This window comes from Marinitoga sp. 1135 (assembly GCF_013363245.1).
Classification (GTDB): Bacteria; Thermotogota; Thermotogae; order Petrotogales; family Petrotogaceae; genus Marinitoga; species Marinitoga piezophila.
This window is the reverse complement of sequence record NZ_LBEZ01000003.1, coordinates 323278-341077: the sequence shown is the minus strand read 5'-3', so window position 1 is coordinate 341077 and position 17800 is coordinate 323278. Positions and strand designations below refer to the sequence as shown.

Genomic DNA, 17800 nt, shown 5'->3' with positions numbered 1-17800 from the left:
ATTAATACCATATATTAATTATACATTTTTCATTTTCACAAAGTTTTTATGTATTTTGCTATAAAGCTTTTGATTTTGAATTAATTCATTGTGTGTTCCTTTTTCAATTATTTTTCCTTTATCTATAACTATTATCTCATCTGCTAATTCTTTTATAATATTTATCTTATGCGATATTATTATTCCATTTTTGTTTTTTATATATTCTTTTAATATTTTGAGATTTTTTTCTTCAGATATCGCATCAAGACTTGTAAATGGTTCATCTATTATAAATGGCCCATTATGTTCTGGCAACAAAAATCTTGCCATACATACTCTATTTTTTTCACCACCGGATATTTTTTTACCTCTTTGCCCTAATTTTCTATTTCCCAATTTCTCAAGTTCCAATTCTTTTATTATATTTTCATATTTTTCCAGTATGTAGTAATCACGCGAGAATAATATTTCAGCCACAAATGAGACATTAATTTTGTTATCTTTTATTTTTTCAATTATTTCATATAGAAGATTTTCTTTCTCTACATAACAATCATTAATATTAAAGATTTCATATATCATATTTATATATTCATAATCAAGATTTTTTAAATTTAAAGGCTCTTTCATTGTCTTTATTTTTTTTATAAGTTTAAATAATTGTGCTTCATAATTTTTTAATTTTTCCATATATTCATTTTTAGATAGTCCAATTTTTCCAAGGGTTACATTAAAATTTAAATCTTCATCGAATATTTCCATTTCCTGTGAATAATATCTTATACTGGAATAAACAAAAGGTTTATGTATATTTCTTACATCTTTATTTCCAAATTCCACATATCCTCTAAGCGGTGAAATTTCTCCAAAAATCATTTTTAATATTGTGCTCTTTCCCTCTCCTGATAATCCAACAAGCCCTATTTTTTTATTTATCTCTAAATTAAGATTTTCTATTATTTCTGTATTAGAATATGAAAATGAACAATTGCTTATTTTTATTTTATTGTTCTCAGGTAAATCCAATTTAGGTTTCTTTAAAAGATTGTCTTCTATACGTTTGTAAAACATTTCGAATTTATTTATATTGGAATATATTTCCTGAATTGAATCTATGGGTTTAAACACTATAGGGAAATATGATAATATTGCTATAAATGCTGATAATTCAAGATTTCCTTTCTGTATTTGAAACATTGAAAGTATAAAAAATATTGTCAATACTATATTTTTTATTGCTACTATTGATGAATTACCAAATATTGATGCATATGATGCTTTTTTAAAATAATTATCTCTTTCTTCAAATAATTTATATATCCTATTTTCAAGCTTTAATATATTTCCATATCCGCTTATACTCCTTTTGTTTTCAATAAATTCCAGTACTTTTGGATTTGTTTCAAATACCAATTCTCTTGCTTTATTGAAATTACTTATATGAATTTTGTTTGTTATCTTTATTATTGAAAAAATCAATATATAAGAGCCTACAATTAATAGTGGAAATGTTAATGTCCATTTTGCAGAAATTATCAATGCAAATAAACTTACTATAATACCTATAATCATAGAAAAATAATTCTTTTTTAATAGCATAGCTATTTGTTCTGAATTACCAAAAAGACCTGTCATATATGCGCCAGGTCCTCTTTGGTCAATAATTTTATTATTTTGTCTTGTTATGGAAGTCAATAATTCATATTGTACGCGTCCCTTCAAATTTCTAAATAGTTTTTCTAATAATAATGATTCAATTATATATATCAACGAAATGGTTAATCCTGATATAAGAAAAATAAATATTAATCCATTTTCTAAATTACTCTTAACAATAGCGTCTATTATATTTTTTTGGAACAATGGCAAAATAATGGCAAGAATATTTGCAATTAGTGAGACTATTATTATTAAAAATACGTTCCTTTTTATTTTATTTCCTAATCTTGAATATATGAAATTTATAATATTTTTTATCTTTTTCATATTCAACTCCTTTCAAGAGGATATAAAAAACAAAAGCGTGTATTTGTCAGTTAATATTTGAATTTTTGTAATTTTTTTATTTCTCCTCCATTTTTTAGAGGTCAGGCCGATTTATATATTTAAAAAAATATAAAGCATTTAATTAATGAAATTTATTTAGATAATTTAAATTTCACCTCTTATTTTGAATTTTACCATTTCTGACATGACTTGCAAGTGTTTTTTCAAAAATAAAAATCCGCTTTTTATCAGTATTTCAGAAGTTGATTTTTATTACATTTTAATTAACTCATGTAACATCGAAAAATCCGGGATTTTATTTCGTTTTTTAAAATACTTTTATATTCATTATTTTGTCTTTTTCTTAATTTTTTATTATGTTACAAGAGAATGTTAATTTTAAAGTTTCTTACTTTCAAAAAAGATTAGTAAAAATAGTTTTAACTTTTTGTAAGTTGGAGATTAAAAGAGTATTTGAAGAAAACTGAAAGGAAATTATTGAATTCTGAAGATGTTGAAGATGCGGAATATAATATTTCACCATTTTATTTAGCAAGAAAAAAACTCATCACTGAGCTTTTTAAGAAACCAAAGAACTTTAAGGAATTTGTTTTTAATTATTTTAAGCTCAGCGATGAGGAAATGAAAGTTTTTGATGTGTTTTTAAGAAATTGTGTTCGATACGATATTAAATGGCCCATTACTCCTTATCCAAAAGGTAAGGTTAGGGATTTTGCCCTTAAATATGGTTTAGGTTATAAGCGTGTTGCTCTTGGTTATTACTCTTTTGAAGATGATGAAAGAGTTTTGTTTGATGAGATCATTGATAGATTTTTAAAATAACCCTTCCAGAAATCTGGAAGGGTTATCAGATTGAAGAATCCTGCACTTCTATGTGCAGGATTCAATTTTTTGATATGGAGTAGGTATATCAAGTACTTTTTCAACAGCGGTTATAGCATTATATACAGAGTTTTCAATATCGAAATTTTTAATATAATTATCGATAAAAAAAGCATCAAAAATATCTCCAAGTCCGGTGGTGTATTTTGCCTTTTTACCATTTGAAGGATATAATTTATTATTATAATAAACGCCGCGTATTCCTGCTTTTATAATATCAATTTTTTTATTAAATAATTTAGCTTCATTTTCATTTCCTAAAATAAAGACATTTTCAGAAAAGGAAATATCATTAATTAAAAAAGGTCTTGGTCCTATATCTATAAATATATAATCATAGTTTAAAGCTAATATTTTTTCAATATTTTTTATAGATATTTCACTTGTTATTACAGCAACTTCGCCATGTTTTTCAAAATCAGAAAATTCAATATCATTTATTTTTCTTTTTACTGCCAGTGGAATATCGTTTTTGGAAATGAAAACAGCTGTTTCCTGATTTTTAATTTCCTTTATATTCTTAAAAGGTGTTTTTTCTTTTAAAAAGTTTCCCTTAAAGTCATTTCCTATAACTCCATTGAAATAAACCTCATTTCCTAATTTATATAAAGTATAGGCAATATTAAAACCGGAACCTCCAGGAAATTCTAAAATCTCACTTTTATGTGGTTCTTCTCCGTAAATATAAATGTCATAAAATATAGCGCCATATACATCTATTTTCATAATTATACCTCAATTAATTCATAATTTCTTGATCCAAGTCCTATTTTCTCTCCGTGAATTAAACCAGCTTCCCAATCGGCATTTGGGTGAACAAATTTAAATTTATCCTCGCCTACAAATTCTTGTTGATGTTCGTGTGAATAAATTTTGCTTCCTGGAAGTACAGGAGCACTTTTTACCAGATCAACACTTGCCATGTCTAATGCAACTGGATCAAAAGATGCAGCAATTCCAATATCAGGAACAAGTGGATAATCATTATGTGACCAGCAATCACAATCTGGAGAGACGTTCATAATAAAATTAATATAAAATGCAGGTTTATCCTTTACAATAGCATAAGTATATTCAGCAATTTTTTTATTCATAATTTCTGAAGCCTCATCCCATACTACCTGAGCTGCATTATATTGGCAAACAGCCACACATTGACCGCATCCCACGCATTTGTCATAATCAATTACAGCAACTTTATTTTCGTTTAAATGAATAGCGTCATAAGCACAGCTATTTACACAAATACCGCAACCCACACAATTTTTGGTTTTTATAACAGGTTTTGAAGTAGAATGTAATTCGAGTTTTCCACCACGTGATGCACAACCCATTCCAAGATTTTTTAATGTTCCACCAAAACCAGCCTGTTCATGTCCTTTGAAATGGGCCATGGAAATTATTACATCACTTTCTGCAATTTCAGTTCCAATCTTTGCGGTTTTACAATATTCAAGATTTATTGGAATCTCTTTATAATTTGTCCCTTTTAAACCATCTGCAATTACAACATGACAACCAAGAGTATGTGGGTTAAAACCATTTTCATAGGCACTTTCTAAGTGGTCTAAAGCATTTGAACGTCTTCCAGTATATAGCGTGTTTGCATCAGTTAAAAAAGGCTTTCCGCCCAATGACTTTATAATTTTTACCAATCTTGCAGCGTAATTAGGTCGTATATAAGCAAGGTTTCCAGGTTCTCCAAAATGAATTTTTATTGCTACAAACTTATTTTTAAAATCTATATTTTCAATTCCAGCTTTTTTCACCAATCTTTCGAGTTTATCAAGCAAATTCATTCCAGGTCTTGTTCTTAAATTGGTAAAATAAACCTTTGATGACATATTAACACCTCCAGTATTTAAATCCATTCAATATCAATTATAACATAAAATATGTGTTGAATATTATGGATAATATACCTTGATTTTTTGTGAAATTATATTTATGATATAATATTAAATATAAAATATATTCAAATATTTGAGGTGAGTTATGAAAAAGAGTATTTTAAATACTATGGCTATAATCCTTGTTTTTTTAGGTATTTTAGCAATTTCAGGTAACTTTTTTTTACAAATCCAAAAGGAACAAAAAAGCCTGGTTATTTTAAAAAAATCAATAGAAGTTATTAAAAATACATCTAATGCGATATTTCATCTTCAAAAAGAAAGAGGATATATGAATATGCATATATGTGGAGATGAAAATATTATTGAAAAAATAAAACATGAACAAAAAGAAGTTGATTTTTATCTCAATAATATAGAAAAAGCTTTTGTGGACGATAGTTGTTGTACAAATATTGAAAAAATCAAATACTCTATTGAAAATATTAGAAAGGAGAATTTTCAGAAAAAGAGTAATATAGATATATTTGTTGAATATACCAATATCATAAATGAATTATTGAGATTTTATTATTATCCATTAAAAGAAGATTCTTTTCCTGAGACAGCAAAAACTCTTTTATCTATATATCTAATAGAGGAAAATAAGGAATTTATCGGTGAATTTAGAGGAATTTTTTCTGCTCTGATTGTTGATAAAAGGCCACCATCAGAAAGAGAATTATATATCGTTAATAAGAGCTATTATGGATTAACAGAAATAATTAATTTTATGGAATTTCCATTTAGAGAAGAAACATTAAAAAAATTAAAAAATATTAAAAATATGGATCAATATAAAGATCTTGAAAATTATTACAAATCTCTTTTTAATTTAACTTATTATCATTTAAATGCTGGAGAGGTATTTTACAATTTATCAGAGCTTATTTCTTATACACAGGAAATAATTAATATTGAAATTAAAGAACTTGAAAGTAATGTGGCAAGTATATTAAAAGAAAAACAGAAGATGATAGTTCTTGATGCGGGATTTATATTATTTAATATAATTCTATTGACATTTATAGTATATAATTATATGGCTTTAAATAAAGTAAAAGAAAATCTTGACTACACGGCAACACATGATTCGCTTACAAAATTACCAAATAGAAAATTCTTTTTTGATAATGCAGAAAAAATGCTGGAATTGGGAAAAAGAAATAATTTAAAGTATGCAGTTTTATTTATGGACCTTGATAATTTCAAATCAGTAAATGATAATTTTGGACATGATAAAGGTGATGAATTACTAATTGATTTTGCCAATATTTTAAAAGCACATATGAGAAAATCAGATTTAATAGCAAGATTTGGTGGAGATGAATTTGTTGTTTTAATGCAATATAAAGAAATAGAAGATATAACTCTTGTTATAAAAAGGATTCAGGAGAGTACAAAAAGGGAATATAAAATAAAAAATAAAAGCTTTATTGTAACTACGAGTATAGGAGTTTCATTATTTCCTGAACATAGTCAGAAAATTGAAGAATTGCTTAAATTAGCGGATATGGCTATGTATAAAGCTAAAAAACAAAAAAATACCTACGTAATATATGAAATGGAGGAGAAATAATGACATTTTTTGAAAGATGGAAAATGAGATGTCCCATAATTAGATTTATTGAAAAAATAAGGATGAGAAAAGTTAAAATAAAAGTAAAGGATATAAACTTAAAAAAATAAATTTAATATTTAATTAAAATTTTTGTAAATCTTTTTTGTTAAACTACAGCAAAAGTTAATATGTATAACGAACAAACGGAGGCGCAACCAAGAAGAGTAATCTATCTATCGCCCGGGTAGGCTTGGGATAGATGAAAGGCGAGGTTGCCGAAGGGTACAGGACTTACCCATCCTGTATGCCTGGTTATATGGGGAATACCCATGTAACTGTCGTATTTGAGAAAATGCGGAGAGCCGTTTGGAATAAAGGTTGTTATATGCTGAAATAGTATATAACATAGATTATTTCAAATATAGGGTCTTCCGTATTTTCGGAAGACCTTTTTTTATATAAATTTTTAAGGAGGAGAGAGAATGAAGGTTGGAATTGTAGGCGCTACAGGTGAGGTAGGTAGAACAATGATAAAAGTTCTGGAAGAATCGAATTTAAAAGTAGATGGATTAAGGCTATTTGCTTCAAAAAAATCAGCAGGTAAAAAATTAAAATTTAAAGATAAAGAATATACAATTGAGGAAATATCAGAAAATGTTATGAGAGAAAAATATGATTATTTATTGTTTTCGGCAGGTGGAAATGTTTCAAGAGAATATGCACCAATTGCTGCTGAAGCTGGAAATGTAATTATTGATAATTCATCAGCTTTCAGAATGCAGGAAAATATACCATTGGTTGTGCCAGAAATAAATGGTGAAATAATAAAAAATTACAAAGGAATAATTGCAAATCCAAATTGCTCTACTATTCAAATGGTCCTTGCATTATCTGAAATTCAGAAACAAATAGGAATAGAAGAAATATTTGTAAGTACTTATCAGGCAGTTTCTGGAGCAGGTAATAAAGGAATTCAAGAATTGTTAAATCAACAAAATGGAATTAATAATACAGCCCATTTTCCGGATATAATTATGAATAATGTAATTCCGCAAATTGGTCCTATATTGGAAAATGGTTTTACTGAAGAAGAGATGAAAATGGTTAATGAAACAAGGAAAATTTTTAATGATGATTCGATAAGTGTTTATCCTACTGCAGTTAGAGTTCCTGTATTATATGGACATTCAGAAAGCGTAGTTTTCAGGATAAAGAAAGATATTCCTTTAGAAACAATTAAAAATCTTATTTCCGCAACAGAAAATGTTGTATATACAGAAAAGTTGTTAACTCCTTTAATGGTTGCTGGAAGTAATATAACCTATGTTTCACGTTTAAGAAAAATGGGAAAAAATACCTTTTTAATTTGGATAGTTGCCGATAATGTAAGGGTTGGAGCTGCAACAAATGCGGTAAGAATATTATTAAAACACCTGGAAATGAGGGATTAAATGAAAAAAATACCTATACCTGAAGAAAAAATTTATGAATTATCTAAAAAATATCCAACACCATTTTATATATATGATGAAAAAGGAATCATAGATTCATTAAAAAGTCTTCAAAATGCATTTAATTGGTGTAATTACAAGGAATACTTTGCGGTAAAAGCAACGCCTACTCCATATATATTAAGAAAATTAAAAGAAAACAATTGCGGTATGGATTGTAGCTCTATGACAGAATTAATACTTTCAGAAAGGGTAGGAGCAGTGGGTGAAAATATTCTATTTACTTCAAATAATACTCCTATGGAAGAGTATAAAAAGGCATTGGAATTAAAAGCGATAATTAATTTTGACGATATTAATCACATTCAAAAGCTTAAAAGATTATATTCTCTTCCTGAAATTGGTTCTATACGGTATACACCTGAAAAAGCATATGGAACGGGAATTATAGGGAATCCTAAAGAAGCAAAGTTTGGGGTGCCATATAACAGGTTAATTGAAGGATATGAATTATTAAAACAAGAAGGAATTAAAAAATTTGGATTACATGCCATGATAATTTCAAATACTCTGGACATAAATATAATTGCTAGAAATACAGAATTGATTTTTGAAGCAGCTTTAAAAATATCCAAAAAATTAAATATAAATTTTTCTTTTATAGATATTGGTGGCGGATTTGGTATTCCTTACCATCCGCAGGAGAAAGAAATTAATCTTGAAGAATTGAGTATAAGGATTAAGGACTTATACTTTGAGTATTTTATAAAAAACAATATGAAACCACGTATTTTTACAGAAAATGGAAGATATATAACAGGTCCTCATGGTTACTTGATAACAAAGGTTTTGTATATAAAGGAAAGTTATAAAATATATGCCGGGGTAGATGCAAATATGTCCAGTTTAATGAGGCCTGCAATATATGGAGCGTATCATCATATAAGTGTGTTAGGAAAAAGCAAAACAAAAAAAGTTAGAAAATATGATGTTGTTGGATCATTATGTGAAAATAACGATAAATTTGCTATAAATAGAGAATTGCCAGAATTAGAGGAAGAAGATATTTTGATTATTCATGACGTTGGAGCACATGGCCATTCAATGGGATTTAATTATAATGGAAAATTACGTCCTGCGGAATTTATTTATGATGGTAAAGAATTTAAAATGATTAGAAGAGCAGAAACAATAGATGATTATTTTTCAACAATACAGGGAGGCGATATTTATGTTTAAAGGTGTAGGAACTGCAATTATTACTCCATTTGATAAAGATAAAAAAGTTGATTTTAAAGCATTAGAAAAATTTGTTGAATTTCAGGCAAAATATGTAGATGCAATTATAGTTCTTGGAACTACCGGTGAAGCACCAACAATTTCAGAGTATGAAAGAGAAAAAATTGTTAATAAAGTTGTTGAAGTAGTAGATAAAAAAATACCTGTAATTGTGGGGACTGGTTCAAATAATCCAGAACACGTAATTACGAATAATATGCTTGCTAAAAAGTCTGGTGCAGATGGGTTATTAATAGTTAATCCGTATTATAATAAATCCACACAAAATGGACTTGTTGAATATTACACATATATAGCCGAAAGAACAGATTTACCAATAATCTTGTATAATGTTCCTTCAAGGACAGGATCAAATATTTTACCAGAAACAGCAGTAAAAATATTTGAAAAAAATGAAAATGTAATTGGAATAAAAGAAGCAAGTGGAAATATATCTCAAATTGCAGAATTAATTTCAGTAAAACCGGAAGATATGAAAGTTTATTCCGGGAATGATGATCAGGCTTTACCTCTGATGGCTTTGGGAGGAGATGGGGTTATATCAGTATTTTCAAATGTTTTACCGGAAGTTATGAAAAAACTTACTCATGCGATAATAAAAAATGATTACAAAACTGCACAGGAAATAAATAAAAAATATAATGTTTTAATGAGAAAGCTATTTATTGAAGTGAATCCTATACCGATAAAATATGCCGTTTCAAAACTTGGATATTGTAAAAATATTTTAAGATTACCGCTTGTTGAATTAAGTGAAAATTCAAAAAAGATAATTGATAATTTGTTTAAGGAGTTAGGAATATGAAGTATGGATTAATTGGAAGAAATGGAAGAATGGGAAATGAAATATATAATTTATTTTCTGAAAAGGGACATCAGCTTGTTTTTTCATATGATAAATCAGGTGAGTTTTTTGAAGAAAAACCAGAAATATTAATAGACTTCTCTTTGCCAGAAGCTTTTAATAAAGTTATAGAATATGTTGATAAATTTAAGGTTCCTTTAGTAATAGGAACAACAGGATTAGATGAAAATCAAATTAAACAATTACATGAAATTTCGCAAAATATCCCTGTTGTTCAAAGCTATAACTTTTCAATTGGAATTCAGGTTTTATTAAGGTTAACAAAATTAGCAGATTCATTATTAAAAGATGTAGATATAGAAATTTTAGAAACGCATCATAGATTTAAAAAAGACAAACCTTCTGGTACTGCTAAAATGCTAAAGGATGTGTTAAATAAAGATGTAAATATTTCTTCGATAAGAGTTGGAAATGTTCCAGGAGATCATACAGTTTATTTTGGTACGCTTGGTGAGGTAATTACTATTTCACATAGAGCATTGTCGAGAAGGACATTTGCAGAAGGGGTTTTGAAATCTGCGGAATTTGCAATAAAAAGCATAGCAGGATTTTATACATTCAATGATGTGTTCAATCTAACAATAAATTAATAAATGAGGTGATATCTATGAATTCATATGAGATTATAGAGTATATTGCAAAATCAAAAAAAACAACTCCTGTTAAAGTATATTTAAAAGGGAATTTTAAAGATTTGCCTTTTAATGATTATTTTGGTGATGAAAAAAGTGGAGTTTTATTTTGCGAATTAGAAGAGTTTGAAAGTTTTTTATCTGAAAATCGAGAAAAAATAGAAAATTATAAAATAGAATTAGATAGAAGAAATTCCGCCATACCTTTATTGGATTTGAAAAAAATTAATGCTCGAATAGAACCAGGTGCAATAATAAGAGATCTTGTGGAAATTGGAGATAATGTTGTAATTATGATGGGAGCTGTAATAAATATTGGAGCTAAAATTGGAAGCAAAACTATGATTGATATGAATGCGGTAATTGGTGGAAGAGCAATTATAGGAAACAACTGTCATATTGGTGCAGGAGCAGTTATAGCCGGTGTAATAGAGCCGCCAAGTGCAGATCCAGTAATTATAGCAGATAATGTATTAATTGGAGCAAATGCAGTTATTTTAGAAGGAATAAAAATAGGGGAAAATTCCGTTGTTGCAGCAGGTGCAATTGTAACCTCTGATATTGAGCCTAATTCGGTTGTAGCAGGAGTTCCAGCAAAAATAATAAAAAAAGTAGATGAAAAAACCAAGAGCAAAACACAAATTCTTGATGCTTTAAGAGAATTATAGGTGATAATATGAATATAGTTGTTCAAAAATATGGAGGTTCATCTGTTGCAACACCAGAAAAAATAAAATTTGTGGCGAAAAAAATTTCTAATAGAGTTCAAGAAGGCTTCAAAGTAATTGTAATAGTTTCTGCAATGGGAAAAACCACAGATAAGCTGATAGAGCTGGCAAAAAAAGTTTCCAATTCTCCACATCCAAGGGAATTGGATATGCTTTTAACAACTGGAGAACAAATGTCTGTTGCGTTATTGTCCATTGCATTAAATGATTTAAATATTTCATCAAAATCGTTAAATGCTTTTCAGGCAGGTATTTTTACAACAGGTGATTATAACAATGCAAGAATTCAAAAATTCAAAACAGATAAAATACTTTCTCTTTTTAAAATATATGATGTTCTTGTTATTACAGGATTTCAGGGAATTAATGAAGATGGCGACTATACCACACTTGGTAGAGGAGGTTCTGATACATCTGCAGTAGCTATAGCTGCTGCTTTAAATATTAATTGTGAAATATACAGCGATTTTGCAGGTATTTATACATTTGATCCTAAAATATATCCAGAAGCAAAAAAATTAAAATATATTACATATGATGAAATGTTGGAAATGGCAAGTTTAGGAGCTAAGGTGTTACATAGTCGAGCAGTGGAAGTAGCAAAAAAATTTAATGTAAAAATATACTGTGCCTCGACTTTTTTAAATGAGGAGGGAACATACGTGATAGCAGATAATATAGAAAATCCAGTTGTTACAGGAATGAGCATATTGGAAAATCAAACTCAGGTAACAATAACAAATCTACCACTTGATCATGAAAAGGTGTATAATATATTTGATAAGATTGCCCATAAAGGTTTTAATGTGGATATGATATCTATAATAAATATAAATAATAAATTGAATCTTTCGTTTACAATAATAGAAGAAGAAATGGAACATTTTGATAGATATTTAAAAGAAGCTCTGGAAGATGTAGATGGTTCTGAAATAAATTATGAACACGGATATGTTAAGGTTTCTGTTGTAGGAATTGGTATGAAAACAGAAAAAGGAGTTGCTTCAAGATTTTTTAGAGCTTTGAGAAATATACCTATAAAAATGGTTACAACATCTGAAATAAAAATTTCATGTTTAATTGAAAAGCAATATCTTTCAGAAGCTATAAATTCTATAACAAAGGAGTTTGAATTATGATTCTTGAAATGTATGATTATTTTGATATTGAAGTTGAAAAAGCAGAAGGAATATATATATACGACAAAAAAGAAAATAAGTATATTGATACATTTTCTGGAATAGGAGTAATGGCATTTGGACATTCATACAAACCATTATTACTAAAATTTCAGGAAAAAATGAAAAAATATATGCATATTTCAAATTTTTTTCTTGATGAAGATGCATTATATGTTGCAGAAAAACTCATATCTTTTACTGGTAAAAAAGGGAAAGTCTTTTTTACTAATTCTGGAACTGAAGCAGTGGAAGCAGCTCTAAAAGCAATAAAAAAGATTTCTCATAATAAAAAGAATAAAATAATTTATTTTAAAAACGGATTTCATGGAAGAACATTGGGAGCATTATCTATAAATGGTTTTGAAAACTTAAAAGCTCCATTTAGACCGTTGCTTTCAAAATGTCAGGAATTTTTATTTAATGATGTCAACGGATTTAATGATTATATGGAACATCATGGGGAAGAGGTTATTGCAATTTTTGTAGAACCAATTCAGGGTTCAGGAGGAATTATCCCCATAACTGATAATTTTTCAAAAGCAATTAATTTTTGGAAAGAAAAATATAATTATTTAATAATATCTGATGAAATACAGGCTGGAATAGGAAGAACAGGAAAATTTTATTCATATGAACATTTTAATTTGAAACCTGATATAATTACATTGGGGAAAGCCCTTGGTGGAGGATTACCATTAGGAGCTACATTATTTCTTGAAGAAACAGCTGAAATTTTAACAAAGGGTGATCATGGTTCAACATTCGCACCTAATCCAGTTTCAATAGCTGGTGCAAAATATATTGTTGATAATATTCCTCATATGTTAAATGATATTGAAGAAAAAGGTAATTATTTCTTTGAAAAATTAGAAAATTTAAATTCATTTAAAATTATGGATATTAGAGGAAAAGGTTTAATGATAGGAATCGAATTAGATGATTCATATCATGAATTAAAAAAGATTGCATTAAGTAAAGGATTATTATTAAATATGATTCAGAACAATTTTGTTATACGATTGCTGCCAGCATTAAATATCAAATATGATGAAATAGATAAAATAATTAATATTATGGAGGGTTTGATATGCTAAATGCTGTTGAATTAAGACATATTTTACATCAAAATCCAGAATTGGGATTTCAGGAAATAAAAACTACTGCAATGCTCAAAAAGTACATATCTAATTTAGCAGAAGCGTATGAAGTCGATATAAAAATTCATACACCATTAAAAACAGGATTGATTATAGAATATAGCCCTCTGGAAAATGAAAATGAATATATTTTATTTAGAGCGGATATTGATGCATTACCTATAAAAGAAGAAACAAATGCTATATTTAAATCATATAATGGAAATATGCATGCATGTGGTCATGATGTTCATATGGCAATTTTATATGGATTGATAGATTATGTTTTGAAAGAAAAAATTCAAAAAAATATTTTATTTTTATTTCAACCTGCAGAAGAAGGTGGAGGAGGAGCTTTAAAAATTATAGAAAGTGGTATATTTGATAAATTTAATATAAAAAGAGCTTATGCGCTTCATGTTACTGATGAATATGAAAAAGGAATTATTGCCACAACAGAAGGTATATTATTTGCATCGGCTGTTGAAATAGATATTGAATTTTTTGGTAAAAAGTCACATATAGCATTTCCACAAGATGGAATCAATGCATTTAATGCGTTAAGAACATTTCTTGATAATGTAGACAGATTGAATTTAAACCCTGTTGAGCCAATATTATTTGGAATTGGAAAGATAAAATCAGGAGATGTTAGAAACGTTATTCCTTCATATGCAAAAATAGAAGGAAGTATAAGATCATTAAGTTTGGAATATACAGATAAATATATAAAAAAATTAGAAGAAATTCTTAAATCAATTAAACAAAGCATGGGAATAAATTATAAAATAACTATTGGTTCAAGGTATAAGGAAGTAATTAATAACAAAAAATTGTATAAGGATTTTATAGAAAAAGTTTCAGATGATTTTAAAGTTATAGATTGTGGATATAAAATGACAGGAGAGGATTTTGGGTTTATTGCTGAAAAGTATCCGTCATTAATGTTCTGGCTTGGTACCAGAACTAATAAAAGAGTAGGTTTACATTCACCCCTTTTCTTACCTGATGATAATATTATTGAAATTGGAATAAAGGCATTTCAAAAAATATTAGTTTGATTTTTATAAACAAATTAGTTTCAATTTTGTAATTTTTGTGATATAATAAAAATGAGGAGCGATTATAATTAAAGTTTTTATAATAATAGGCGATATATATATTTGAAATTTTTGAAAGGGGTGGTTTAAAATGAAAAGAAACATTATTTTTATCCTTACCATATTTATGGTTATTACAGCATTTTCTGCCATTAACGCATTATCGCCATGGAACCGGGAAGTGAATCCGGCTTTAATAGCATGGTCAGCAAGAAATAATATTGAATTAGGAGGAACTTTAAACTTAGGAATAGTACAGGATGCAAATTTATCCTTTGAAGAAGCAATGGACTTGAATCTTGTTGGAAATATATCTGGTTTATATGATTTAGAAGAAGCTAATATTCTTGGAAGAAAACAAATTCTTGATTTATATTCAAAACTAAAGTTAGGTGCATTAGTAGTGGCTCCTGAATTAAATATAACAAATAAGGATTTTATCGATTATAACAAATTTCTTGAAAATTCATTATGGGTAACAGGAGGAGTTTATTTTGGATTAAAAGGAAAGGATTTTTCATTTGGAGCAACTGTAAAAAGTCATGTTCCTGTGTTTGATGTGAGATGTGATAGTGAAAGCGAAAAATTTATTGTAGTATCAGCATTTAAAGGAAGAATCCATGAACTTCCATATGACTATTCCCTTTTATTTGATGATATGAAGATATTTGAAGATATTGAAGATTTATCAGATAAACTTATGAATAATGGAATAATCACAATGGACATAGGATTTGTAGCAGGTAAAAATTACCCTGCAATAGGTTTTGGATTAAAGGATATTACAATTTCTCAGGGTAGTGATATATATAAATATGATACAAATTTTGTATATGGAGAAATGGACACTGAATATGTTGAATTTACAAACTTTGAAATAGGTAGCTTAACAAATGAAGAGCCATTTAAAAGTATGCCTCCATGGAAAATGACCTTCTTCCTGACATTACCTATAATATTTGATTTTGTTCCATTTATTGAATATGCACCAGATACAGAGGATACAGTATGGGGCGTTTCTGCGGGAAAAGCTTTATTCTGGGGATTATTACCAGTATGGGCAGAAATAAGAAATTACTCATATGATGGAGGAAATATAAATTTCTGGAGATTTGATGGAGGACTTGGAGTTAATGTTTTCTTTGGTGAATTAAATATATCAGTACAGTCAGAAGCACCAGATACAGACAAATTATTTGATGGTGTAAATACTGGATTAAATATTAATTTTGCTGTAGGATTTTAATGTATAAAATAAAAGCTCCCATATGGGAGCTTTTATTTATTATATTATTCAACAGAGTTAATAATTTCCATTATTTTTTCTTTCATAAGAGCTAATTTTTCTTTTGATTTTTCTTCATTTTTATCCTTTGAGTAAATATAAATTTTTAATTTTGGTTCTGTTCCTGACGGTCTTACAGCATACCATGAACCGTCATCAAAGAAAAATCTTAAAACATTGGATTTTGGTACATCTGTTTCTTTTTCTTCACCTGAAACAAGATCTTTATCCTTTCTTTCAAGATAATCTATATATCTTACAAGTTTCATATCTCCAATTTCTTTTGGGAATTCTTTTCTGTATGTTTCCATAATTCTCTTCATCTTTTCCATTCCTTCAAGACCTTCTATAATCAATGAGAAGTTGTTTTCAAAGTAATATCCAATTTCGTTGTATAAATCGTATAATACATCTACAAGTGTTTTCCCCTGTGTTTTATAATATGCAGCAGCTTCTGAAACAAACATTGATGAAATTACTCCATCTTTATCCCTTACAAATGTACCTGTTACATAACCAATACTTTCTTCATAGCCAAATTCAAAATCATATTTCCCTTCTAATTCATTTTCAAGACCACAGATATTCTTAAATCCTGTTAAAGTTTCAAAGGTTACAATTCCATATTTTGCAGCAAGTTCCTTACCGAGATCTCCTGTAACAATAGATTTTATAATCATACCTTTATCTGATAAAGTGCCTTTTTCTTTTCTTCCTTCAATAATATATTTTATTAAAATAGCACCTGTTTGATTTCCGTTTAGAGGAACATATTCTCCATTGTGTTTAACTACTACAGCTGTTCTATCACAATCTGGATCAGTTGCAATAATTAAATCAGCATCTTTTTCTTTAGCCAATCTTTTTGCATATTCAAAAGCCTTTAAATCTTCCGGGTTTGGATAACCAACAGTTGTGAAGTCAGGATCTGGATTTTCCTGTTCAGGAACAACAAAAACATTTTTAAATCCTCTTTCTGCAAGTACTCTTCTTACAGGTTTATTTCCTGTCCCATTTAAAGGTGTATAAACAATCTTTATATCTTTATCAATTTCTTCTCTTATTGCAAGACCTTTTACTTTTTCAATATATTCGTCTTCAATTTCTTTTCCTACATATTCCAATAATCCTTTATTTAAAGCTTCTTCCTCAGTAATCTTTTTAATCATAGAGAAATCTGTTAATTTCTTTATATTTTCCATTACGGGAATAGCAACATCATCAAGAATTTGTGATCCCTGTTCCCAATATACTTTATAACCATTATAATTTTTAGGATTATGACTTGCTGTAATAACAATACCAGCAGCAGTTTTTAATCTCCTAACAGAATATGACAATAATGGTGTTGGTGCAATATGATCAAATAAATAAACCTTTATGTCATTTGCAGCTAAAACTAAAGCTGCTGTTTTTGCAAATTCAGGTGACATATGTCTAACATCATAGGCAATTACGACACCGCGTTTCATATATTCTTCGCCTTTTGATATGATAAAGTCTGCCAATCCCTGAGTAGCCTTACCAACTGTGTATATATTCATTCTATTTGTTCCTGCGCCAAGCACACCTCTTAATCCAGCTGTTCCAAATTCAAGTTCTTTGTAAAATCTTTCCATGATTTCCTTTTCATTATCCTTTATGGATAATAATTCTTTTTTTGTATCTTCGTCTACATATGGGCTATTTAACCATTCTTCATATACTTTCATGTAATCCATTTTCATCACTCCTTTTTTATGATTTTAATGGTATTATTTGTATTGATAACGTTTTCTGTTTATAATAATATTATACCATAA

General features: G+C 28.1%; 15 protein-coding genes and 1 riboswitch. Of the genes, 11 read left to right on the top strand and 4 right to left on the bottom strand.

The genetic code is table 11. From position 1 onward, the window contains the following. Positions 1 to 18: 18 nt before the first annotated feature. Entirely contained in the window at positions 19 to 1968 is a 1950-nt protein-coding gene (locus tag XO10_RS03040; protein WP_175421112.1) for an ABC transporter ATP-binding protein, read from the bottom strand. Positions 1969 to 2442: 474 nt separating this feature from the next. Between XO10_RS03040 and XO10_RS03035 the strand changes: the two genes are divergently transcribed. Next, positions 2443 to 2811 (top strand): hypothetical protein, encoded by a 369-nt coding sequence (locus tag XO10_RS03035; protein WP_254871300.1) that lies wholly within the window; start codon positions 2443 to 2445, stop codon positions 2809 to 2811. Positions 2812 to 2859: 48 nt separating this feature from the next. Here the strand turns inward: XO10_RS03035 and XO10_RS03030 are convergent, their stop codons facing one another. Next, entirely contained in the window at positions 2860 to 3597 is a 738-nt protein-coding gene (locus tag XO10_RS03030) for a PfkB family carbohydrate kinase (RefSeq protein ID WP_075780356.1), read from the bottom strand. A gap of 2 nt (positions 3598 to 3599) precedes the next feature. After that, on the bottom strand, positions 3600 to 4715 hold the full coding sequence (locus XO10_RS03025) for a DUF362 domain-containing protein (RefSeq protein WP_175421111.1): 1116 nt from the start codon (positions 4713 to 4715) through the stop codon (positions 3600 to 3602). A 151-nt stretch (positions 4716 to 4866) separates the two neighbouring features. On the opposite strand from XO10_RS03025, the gene XO10_RS03020 reads away from it, so the two are divergent. The 10 genes from XO10_RS03020 to XO10_RS02975 all read left to right on the top strand — a co-directional run bounded on the left by XO10_RS03020 (position 4867) and on the right by XO10_RS02975 (position 15959). After that, a complete protein-coding gene (locus tag XO10_RS03020; RefSeq protein ID WP_175421110.1) occupies positions 4867 to 6339 on the top strand; it encodes a GGDEF domain-containing protein in 1473 nt (490 codons plus the stop codon). A 178-nt stretch (positions 6340 to 6517) separates the two neighbouring features. Continuing rightward, a riboswitch (Lysine riboswitch) is annotated at positions 6518 to 6694 on the top strand. A gap of 109 nt (positions 6695 to 6803) precedes the next feature. Beyond that, entirely contained in the window at positions 6804 to 7772 is a 969-nt protein-coding gene (locus tag XO10_RS03015; RefSeq protein WP_175421109.1) for an aspartate-semialdehyde dehydrogenase, read from the top strand. Further along, on the top strand, positions 7773 to 9011 hold the full coding sequence (locus XO10_RS03010; RefSeq protein ID WP_014296097.1) for a diaminopimelate decarboxylase: 1239 nt from the start codon (positions 7773 to 7775) through the stop codon (positions 9009 to 9011). Then, positions 9004 to 9876 (top strand): 4-hydroxy-tetrahydrodipicolinate synthase, encoded by an 873-nt coding sequence (gene dapA, locus XO10_RS03005; RefSeq protein ID WP_075780352.1) that lies wholly within the window; start codon positions 9004 to 9006, stop codon positions 9874 to 9876. The genes XO10_RS03010 and dapA overlap by 8 nt, the downstream gene beginning before the upstream one ends. Further along, positions 9873 to 10526, top strand: coding sequence for a 4-hydroxy-tetrahydrodipicolinate reductase (locus tag XO10_RS03000; RefSeq protein WP_014296095.1), 654 nt, complete (start codon positions 9873 to 9875; stop codon positions 10524 to 10526). Before dapA ends, XO10_RS03000 begins: the two co-directional genes overlap by 4 nt. Before the next feature lie 17 nt (positions 10527 to 10543). Beyond that, positions 10544 to 11236, top strand: a complete 693-nt coding sequence (gene dapD / locus XO10_RS02995) for a 2,3,4,5-tetrahydropyridine-2,6-dicarboxylate N-acetyltransferase (protein ID WP_175421108.1) — start codon at positions 10544 to 10546, stop codon at positions 11234 to 11236. A gap of 8 nt (positions 11237 to 11244) precedes the next feature. Then, on the top strand, positions 11245 to 12435 hold the full coding sequence (locus XO10_RS02990) for an aspartate kinase (protein WP_014296093.1): 1191 nt from the start codon (positions 11245 to 11247) through the stop codon (positions 12433 to 12435). After that, positions 12432 to 13571: an aspartate aminotransferase family protein gene (locus XO10_RS02985; RefSeq protein WP_175421107.1), complete on the top strand. Its 1140-nt coding sequence runs from the start codon at positions 12432 to 12434 to the stop codon at positions 13569 to 13571. Before XO10_RS02990 ends, XO10_RS02985 begins: the two co-directional genes overlap by 4 nt. Next, the gene (locus tag XO10_RS02980) at positions 13565 to 14674 is read left to right on the top strand and encodes an amidohydrolase (protein ID WP_014296091.1); all 1110 of its coding nucleotides are present in this window, start codon (positions 13565 to 13567) and stop codon (positions 14672 to 14674) included. The genes XO10_RS02985 and XO10_RS02980 overlap by 7 nt, the downstream gene beginning before the upstream one ends. Before the next feature lie 130 nt (positions 14675 to 14804). Then, positions 14805 to 15959 carry a hypothetical protein gene (locus XO10_RS02975; protein ID WP_014296090.1) on the top strand — a complete coding sequence of 385 codons (1155 nt, stop codon included), beginning with the start codon at positions 14805 to 14807 and terminating at the stop codon, positions 15957 to 15959. A 44-nt stretch (positions 15960 to 16003) separates the two neighbouring features. Here XO10_RS02975 and XO10_RS02970 read toward each other — a convergent pair whose 3' ends face one another. Further along, entirely contained in the window at positions 16004 to 17719 is a 1716-nt protein-coding gene (locus tag XO10_RS02970; RefSeq protein ID WP_175421106.1) for a phospho-sugar mutase, read from the bottom strand. Positions 17720 to 17800: the final 81 nt, after the last annotated feature.

Excerpts from the sequence above, each read along its gene's own strand:
- dapA (WP_075780352.1), top strand. The coding sequence starts at position 9,004 with ATGTTTAAAGGTGTAGGAACTGCAATTATTACTCCATTTGATAAAGAT.
- XO10_RS03025 (WP_175421111.1), bottom strand. The coding sequence starts at position 4,715 with ATGTCATCAAAGGTTTATTTTACCAATTTAAGAACAAGACCTGGAATG.
- XO10_RS02980 (WP_014296091.1), top strand. The coding sequence starts at position 13,565 with ATGCTAAATGCTGTTGAATTAAGACATATTTTACATCAAAATCCAGAA.
- XO10_RS03040 (WP_175421112.1), bottom strand. The coding sequence starts at position 1,968 with ATGAAAAAGATAAAAAATATTATAAATTTCATATATTCAAGATTAGGA.
- XO10_RS03010 (WP_014296097.1), top strand. The coding sequence starts at position 7,773 with ATGAAAAAAATACCTATACCTGAAGAAAAAATTTATGAATTATCTAAA.
- XO10_RS03000 (WP_014296095.1), top strand. The coding sequence starts at position 9,873 with ATGAAGTATGGATTAATTGGAAGAAATGGAAGAATGGGAAATGAAATA.
- dapD (WP_175421108.1), top strand. The coding sequence starts at position 10,544 with ATGAATTCATATGAGATTATAGAGTATATTGCAAAATCAAAAAAAACA.
- XO10_RS02990 (WP_014296093.1), top strand. The coding sequence starts at position 11,245 with ATGAATATAGTTGTTCAAAAATATGGAGGTTCATCTGTTGCAACACCA.
- XO10_RS02970 (WP_175421106.1), bottom strand. The coding sequence starts at position 17,719 with ATGGATTACATGAAAGTATATGAAGAATGGTTAAATAGCCCATATGTA.
- XO10_RS02975 (WP_014296090.1), top strand. The coding sequence starts at position 14,805 with ATGAAAAGAAACATTATTTTTATCCTTACCATATTTATGGTTATTACA.
- XO10_RS03030 (WP_075780356.1), bottom strand. The coding sequence starts at position 3,597 with ATGAAAATAGATGTATATGGCGCTATATTTTATGACATTTATATTTAC.
- XO10_RS03015 (WP_175421109.1), top strand. The coding sequence starts at position 6,804 with ATGAAGGTTGGAATTGTAGGCGCTACAGGTGAGGTAGGTAGAACAATG.
- XO10_RS02985 (WP_175421107.1), top strand. The coding sequence starts at position 12,432 with ATGATTCTTGAAATGTATGATTATTTTGATATTGAAGTTGAAAAAGCA.
- XO10_RS03020 (WP_175421110.1), top strand. The coding sequence starts at position 4,867 with ATGAAAAAGAGTATTTTAAATACTATGGCTATAATCCTTGTTTTTTTA.